Consider the following 7,036-nt stretch of genomic DNA (forward strand, 5'->3'; position numbering starts at 1 on the left):
CTCACAAAATCGATACCCTTTCCGGTCTGCTTTCTATATAGTAGCGCTCCGTAGTACCCGTAATCATTTCATACTCAATCAATCTTATAATAATCATGAAAAAGAAAACTATTGATGCGGTTCTGACACCTCAGCTTATCTGCCTGATGGCAATGGCAACCGGGTTGTTAGTCGCAAGTAACTATTATGCACAGCCTTTACTGGAGACGATTGCCGCACAATTCGGCGTTACCGCCGGTATGGCCGGATTTATCGTCACCACCGCCCAGCTCAGTTATGCTGCCGGCCTGATGTTTCTGGTGCCGCTCGGGGACAAATTCGAGCGCCGTAACCTGATTGTCACCATGACACTGCTGTCAGCTATCGGGCTGGTGATTTCTGCTCTGTCACAGACCCTCTGGCAATTGCTGCTGGGCACCGCACTGGCCGGGATGTTTTCCGTGGTGGCGCAGATTCTTATTCCGCTGGCGGCGACTATCGCCAAACCGCAGCACCGCGGCAAGGCGGTCGGGATTATTATGAGCGGCCTGCTGCTCGGTATCCTGCTGGCACGGACCGTCGCCGGTGTGCTGGCGGAATTCGGCGGCTGGCGGACAGTCTACTGGGCTGCATCCGGGCTGCTGGTTCTGCTGGCGCTGATCCTGTATCTGCACCTGCCGCAGTATAAGCAGGTGTCTGAACTGAAATACGGTCAGTTGCTGGCCTCCATTGTGGTGCTGTTTGTCCGCACCCCGGTTCTGCGTGTCCGGGCGGCACTCGGTGCCATTGTGTTTGCCGCGTTCGGCCTGCTCTGGACGTCTATGGCCTTCCTGCTGGCATCGGATCCGTTTAATTATTCCGAGAGCACTATCGGGCTGTTCGGCCTCGCCGGTGCCGCCGGTGCCCTGATGGCAGGCCCGGCCGGGCGTTTTGCCGATAAAGGCAAAGGCCGCCTGACCACCAGCGCCGGTCTGCTGCTGCTTCTGCTCTCGTGGATCCCGCTGGCGCTGAGCGGTTATTCTGTCGCAGCCTTTGTGGCCGGGGTGGTGGTACTGGATCTGGCGGTACAGGCGGTGCATGTCACCAATCAGAGTACCCTCTACCGGATGATGCCGGAGGCACGCAGCCGTCTGACAGCCGGTTATATGACCTGCTATTTCTGCGGCGGCGCATTCGGTTCACTGCTGTCCGGCTATGCCTACAGCCACTATGGCTGGGATGGCGTCTGTTACAGCGGCGCGGCAGTCAGTGCCCTGGGGCTGGTGATCTGGCTTGCCGGGAAGAAGTATGATGTACCGCAGTCTGATGAAACGTCTACCCGTCAGCAGCCATCACACACCTGATTCCTCCGGAAAAAGCACCTTAGGGTGCTTTTTCCACTCAAAAATCCAACAAACATCGCATAATAATCTACCACCTGTGGATTATTCCTTCGTTAAAAGTTACAAATAACACTGTTAATCAAAGAAAATAATTTTTGACCACGTAAAATAGATACCACAGCGATAATCACTGCCATAACGGCAATGAAGGTCATTTGATATTCTTCATTATCATGGTTCACTAATAAAAATTGACGTAATTTATGAAGCAAAAATTACGCATAATCAGAGTCAGCCGCCCGGTAATGAAAATGTAAGTGATTTGCTAAATAATAAGTGATATTTGTGACTAACATTCATAAAATTTATGAATCAGGTGGCATTATCAAAAGAAATGTAGTGATATTAACCTGCTATAATTGTTAAATTAATCTTTTGGCCGGTCATTTCACCGGGTCATAGCCGGGTTAACATACCAACAGAAACTAATAAGGTATCTCAATAATGGAAAGTTCATTTACACCGACAGAAGAATTGCTTAACAGCCGGATCTCACAACAGAAGAATCTGGGTGCCGATCTGCCGTATCAGGAAATTTTACTGACCCGGCTTTCAATGCACGTTCAGAGTAAATTATTAGAAAAACGCAACAATATGCTGAAATCTCAGGGTATCAATGAGACATTATTCATGGCTCTGATGATTCTGGATACTAAAGAATCTCACAGCATTCAGCCTTCAGAACTCAGCGCCGCGCTCGGATCTTCCCGCACCAATGCGACCCGCATCGCGGATGAACTCGAGAAAAACGGCTGGATTGAGCGCAAAGAGAGCCACAATGACCGCCGCTGTCTGCATCTGCACCTGACAGAAAAAGGCTCAGATTTTCTGCACAGTCTGCTGCCGCCTCAGCATGATGCATTACGTCATATCTGGTCAGCACTGGCCGAAGATGAACAGAAAAACCTGGAAAAGCTGATGCGCAAACTGCTTATTCAGCTCGATAAGAGCGACAACTAAATAACCTTTTATTGTTTAAGGTTAATGAATAAGAGCTTTTCTCAATAAGCAGGTGTAAAAAAACCTTTTCTGTTGGCCCGGATCCTTTATCCTTCACAGGCTGACATTTCTGCCATCAATTGATGTGCTGACCATCCGGGCTTGCGGTTGTCGTTTATCACAGTGACGACAATAGCAAGCCTGTCTTTGTTGCGGTTATGTCATGCAACACCTTAAAAAAAGAACAATATCCGGAGATAACTGATGAGTGTCAGTGAGGAAACTCAGGCTGTCCAGCCCCCAGTCCGTAACAAAAAACGACAACGCCGTAATGCGCTGATGTTACTGACATTACTGTTTGTATTACTGGGTGCGGCTTACACCGTTTACTGGTTTATGGTGCTCCGCCACCATGAATCGACCGATAACGCCTATGTCACCGGCAACCAGGTGATTGTGATGTCACAGGTTCCCGGCAGTGTCACCACTGTCAGTGTGGATAATACCGATTATGTGACCGCCGGAACGCTGCTGGTGCAGCTCGATAAACGCGATGCCGGACTGGCGCTGGAAAAAGCACAGGTTGCGCTGGCAAACAGTGTCCGCCAGACACATCAGCAGATGATCAACAGCCGTCAGTTACTGGCCGGAATTGAAGTCCGCCGTTCAGAACTGACCCGCCTGCAGAATGACCTGCGCCGCCGTGAAGTACTGGGCGCACAAAATGTGATCGGCAAAGAAGAACTTCAGCACGCCCGCGAAGCCGTGGTGAGTGCCAAAGCGCAGTTGGATGTTGCCACCGAGCAGTTTAATGCCAACAAAGCCGTGATCCTCGATACCCCGCTGAGTGAACAGCCGGCAGTGAAACAGGCAGCCACCGAAGTGCGCAACGCCTGGCTGGCACTGGAGCGGACCGATATCCGCAGCCCGGTGGACGGTTATGTCTCCCGGCGCAGTGTGCAGGTCGGTGCACAAATCACCCCTGCTACCCCGCTGATGGCGGTGGTTCCGGCCACCGGTATGTGGATTGATGCCAACTTTAAAGAAACCCAGCTCAGCGCCATGCGTATCGGGCAGCCGGCCAGAGTGGTTACTGATTTCTACGGCGACAAAGTGGTCTTCACCGGTACCGTTACTGGGCTGGACATGGGCACCGGCAGTGCCTTCTCCCTGCTGCCTGCGCAGAATGCCAGCGGTAACTGGATTAAGGTTGTGCAGCGTCTGCCGGTGCGTATCGCGCTGGATCCGGCACAGCTGGAGAAATACCCGCTGCGTATCGGTCTTTCCGGTGATGTCACGGTGGACACACAGAATACTGACGGCCTGGTGCGGTCGAAAAGCGTGCGCACCGATCCGGCCTATCATACCAGTGCCCTGAGCATTGATATGCAACCGGCGGATCAGATGATCGCTGAGATTATCAGCCGCAATGCCGGTCAGTAAGGGGTCAGGGTTATGCAGGCGCCACTGACCGGAGCAAGACTGGCCTGGATGACTATCGCCCTGTCACTGGCGACTTTCATGCAGGTGCTCGACTCCACTATCGCCAACGTGGCGATCCCGACGATCGCCGGTAACCTGGGTTCTTCTAACTCTCAGGGAACCTGGGTGATTACCTCATTCGGGGTGGCGAATGCCATCTCCATCCCGATCACCGGCTGGCTGGCCAAGCGGATCGGCGAAGTGCGTCTGTTTATGTGGTCAACAGCGCTGTTTGCCATCTCCTCCTGGTTATGCGGTATTTCCAACAGCCTGGGCATGCTGATTTTCTTCCGCGTGATCCAGGGTCTGGTGGCCGGGCCGCTGATCCCGCTGTCACAGAGTCTGCTGCTCAATAACTATCCTCCCGCAAAACGCACTATGGCGCTGGCGCTCTGGTCAGTCACCATTGTTATCGCGCCGATCTGCGGGCCTATCCTCGGCGGCTATATCAGTGACAACTATCACTGGGGCTGGATTTTCTTCATCAACGTGCCGTTCGGGATTGTGATCATGATGCTGACCGCAAAAACCCTGGAGGGCCGGGAAACCAAAACGGAAATCCGTCCGATTGATACTGTCGGGCTGATCCTGCTGGTGGTGGGGGTTGGTTGTCTGCAGATTATGCTCGACCAGGGCAAAGAGCTGGACTGGTTTAACTCGACGGAGATTATTGTCCTGACCGTGATAGCTGTGGTTGCCATCGCCTTCCTGATCGTCTGGGAACTGACGGATGATCACCCCGTGGTGGACCTGTCTCTGTTTAAGAGCAGGAACTTCACAATAGGTTGCCTCAGCCTCAGTCTGGCTTATATGCTCTATTTCGGCACCATTGTTCTGCTGCCGCAGCTGTTGCAGGGGGTATTCGGCTACACTGCCACCTGGGCGGGACTGGCTTCCGCGCCGGTCGGTATTCTGCCGCTGCTGATCACACCGCTTATCGGCAAATATGCTCATAAAGTGGATTACCGGATCATTGTGACATTCAGCTTCATTATGTATACCGTCTGTTTCTACTGGCGGGCCTATACGTTTGAGCCGGGAATGGACTTTGCCGCCGCAGCCTGGCCGCAGTTTGTACAGGGGCTGGCAATCGCCTGTTTCTTTATGCCGCTGACCACCATTACGCTTTCCGGCCTGCCGCCGGAGAAAATGGCGTCGGCATCCAGCCTGTCAAACTTTACGCGGACACTGGCCGGCGCTATCGGAACATCGATCACCACCACGATGTGGACACAGCGGGAGTCCATGCATCACGCCAATTTTGCCGAGCATATCAACCCGTTCAGCCCGGATACACAGCAGATGTATCACACGCTGGGTGAAATGGGGATGTCGCAGCAGCAATCATCGGCCTATATCGCAAAAGTGATCACCGACCAGGGGCTGATTATCTCTGCGAACGAGATTTTCTGGCTCTCTGCCGGTGTCTTCCTGGTGCTGATGCTGCTGGTCTGGTTTGCCAAACCACCGTTTACTGCCGGTGGCGGCGGCGGTGGTGCACATTAAATAAGAAAATAAGGGCACTGCGGTGCCTTTATTTTTATTGATGTGCTTAATATAAAAATAAAATATATTTATCTACAAATTAATTAAACAATAATAAAACAAAAACTTATTAACAGAATAATCACTTGCTATTAAAATCATCAAATTGCTATTCTTATTTCACCGCAGGAAAATACACTTTCCGGTTGCGGAATTAATATCACGGATAATTATCAATATTATATTCACAAAGGAGTGTGAGCATGATTTAGCATTATTAATGCTGTTTGCCATAATTTTTATTTTTAATGCACATTTTTGCACCATGCTCCGGCATGGTTTTTTTATAATATCTGACATTAACAGCATCTATCCCCGTACAGCCGTTATGACTGGCGTGCTGACAGACAGGTGAATATAACGGGAGATATTTATTTCAGAAAAAACATTCATGAACATCATTAATTAAAAACCCGGCAAACGCCGGGTTTTATTAATCATAATCAGCCGGTATCAGCTGACTTTATTCTGCTGCCACCAGCGTGCCAGGATAATCCCGGTCGCAACGGACACGTTCAGGCTTTCGACATTACCGGTACCGCCGACTGACAGGCGCATATCCCCGCCTTCCCAGACCGCGTCACTCAGGCCGTCACTCTCTTCACCCAGAACCAGTACCATTTTTGCAGGCAGTGTGGCTTTCGCCAGATCGGTGCTGCCTTTGTGGCTGGAGGTGGTGACGATGGCGTACCCTTTTTTGCGGAATAAATCCAGCGTATCCGTCAGACCATCGGCATCAATCCCGACCAGATGCTCGGCACCGCCTTCCGCTGTGCGGACAGCCGCACCGGATTCCAGCACAGAGGCATCCTGAAGGATCACACCGTTGACACCGAAGTGAGCACAGCTGCGCATAATACCGCCGAGGTTATGCGGGTTACCTACGTTTTCCAGCGCCAGCACGCAATCCTGCTCACCGGCGGTTTCCAGATAAGTTTCCGCACTCACACCGCCGCGTTTTTTAATCAGGAAGCAGACACCGCCGTGGTGTTCAGTACCGGATGCTTTGGCCAGCTCTTCCTCATCCACCACATGATAGGCTTTGCGGTTTGCCGCCAGCCATTTCAGGGCATCGCGGAAACGCGGTGTCACTGACTGAACAAACCAGGCGCGCACAATGCGCTCCGGACGGCTGCGGAACATGGCCTGACAGGCGTTTTCCCCGTAAATACGGGTTTCTTCCTGACGCTGACGGCGCAGTTGTGCCGGGTCAATCTGACTTTTGCCGCTGATACCACCGTGATCCGGGATCAGCCCTTCTCCGTCTTCTGACGGCTGACGGGACACTGTTTTCCACGGTGAACGACCATCATCGGAATAACTTCCCTGACCCCGGCGTTCGCCGCGATCACTGCGGTCACTGCGTTCTCCGCGATTGCTGCGCTCATTGCGATCCCCGCGCGGGCCGCGGCTGTTGCGGTCGCCGCGATCTGATCCCCGGCCACCGCGTCTGTCTGATTTTTTCTGATCGTCCTGTTTGTCCTCACTGCGGACATACATTACTTTCACTTTGCCGTTTTTACCATTTAAAGAGTCGTTCATGTGTTTCTCCCACGCCATTTCCGGGGGCGAAGATTACCCGATATCGTCCGGACCTGCCGGTTATGGTCACCGGCCGCCCCCGCCGGAGGCACTGAACTCAGGCGCCCCCGCGAAAAATCATGCTATTGTGCAGCGTTAACAGTACAATGCATACTGTTTTTTGTGAA

General features: G+C 52.3%; 5 protein-coding genes. 4 read left to right on the forward strand and 1 reads right to left on the reverse strand.

The window, feature by feature from the left end; all coding sequences use genetic code 11:
• The first annotated feature begins 95 nt into the window (after positions 1-95).
• The 4 genes from HMPREF3119_RS17275 (at position 96) to emrB (ending at position 5,288) form a co-directional block, all read left to right on the forward strand.
• A complete protein-coding gene (locus HMPREF3119_RS17275; protein ID WP_070580408.1) occupies positions 96-1,322 on the forward strand; it encodes an MFS transporter in 1,227 nt (408 codons plus the stop codon).
• Positions 1,323-1,805: 483 nt separating this feature from the next.
• Complete coding sequence (mprA, locus tag HMPREF3119_RS17280; RefSeq protein ID WP_004235567.1) at positions 1,806-2,321, forward strand: transcriptional repressor MprA; 516 nt, start codon at positions 1,806-1,808, stop codon at positions 2,319-2,321.
• A gap of 243 nt (positions 2,322-2,564) precedes the next feature.
• Positions 2,565-3,743 (forward strand): multidrug efflux MFS transporter periplasmic adaptor subunit EmrA, encoded by a 1,179-nt coding sequence (gene emrA / locus HMPREF3119_RS17285; RefSeq protein ID WP_070580410.1) that lies wholly within the window; start codon positions 2,565-2,567, stop codon positions 3,741-3,743.
• A gap of 12 nt (positions 3,744-3,755) precedes the next feature.
• Positions 3,756-5,288, forward strand: coding sequence for a multidrug efflux MFS transporter permease subunit EmrB (gene emrB / locus HMPREF3119_RS17290; protein ID WP_004235564.1), 1,533 nt, complete (start codon positions 3,756-3,758; stop codon positions 5,286-5,288).
• 492 nt (positions 5,289-5,780) lie between these two features.
• Here the strand turns inward: emrB and HMPREF3119_RS17300 are convergent, their stop codons facing one another.
• The gene (locus tag HMPREF3119_RS17300) at positions 5,781-6,869 is read right to left on the reverse strand and encodes a tRNA/rRNA methyltransferase (protein WP_064483342.1); all 1,089 of its coding nucleotides are present in this window, start codon (positions 6,867-6,869) and stop codon (positions 5,781-5,783) included.
• Positions 6,870-7,036 lie beyond the last annotated feature (167 nt).

Origin of the sequence: Morganella sp. HMSC11D09, from assembly GCF_001807955.1 — a bacterium.
GTDB lineage: Bacteria > Pseudomonadota > Gammaproteobacteria > Enterobacterales > Enterobacteriaceae > Morganella > Morganella morganii.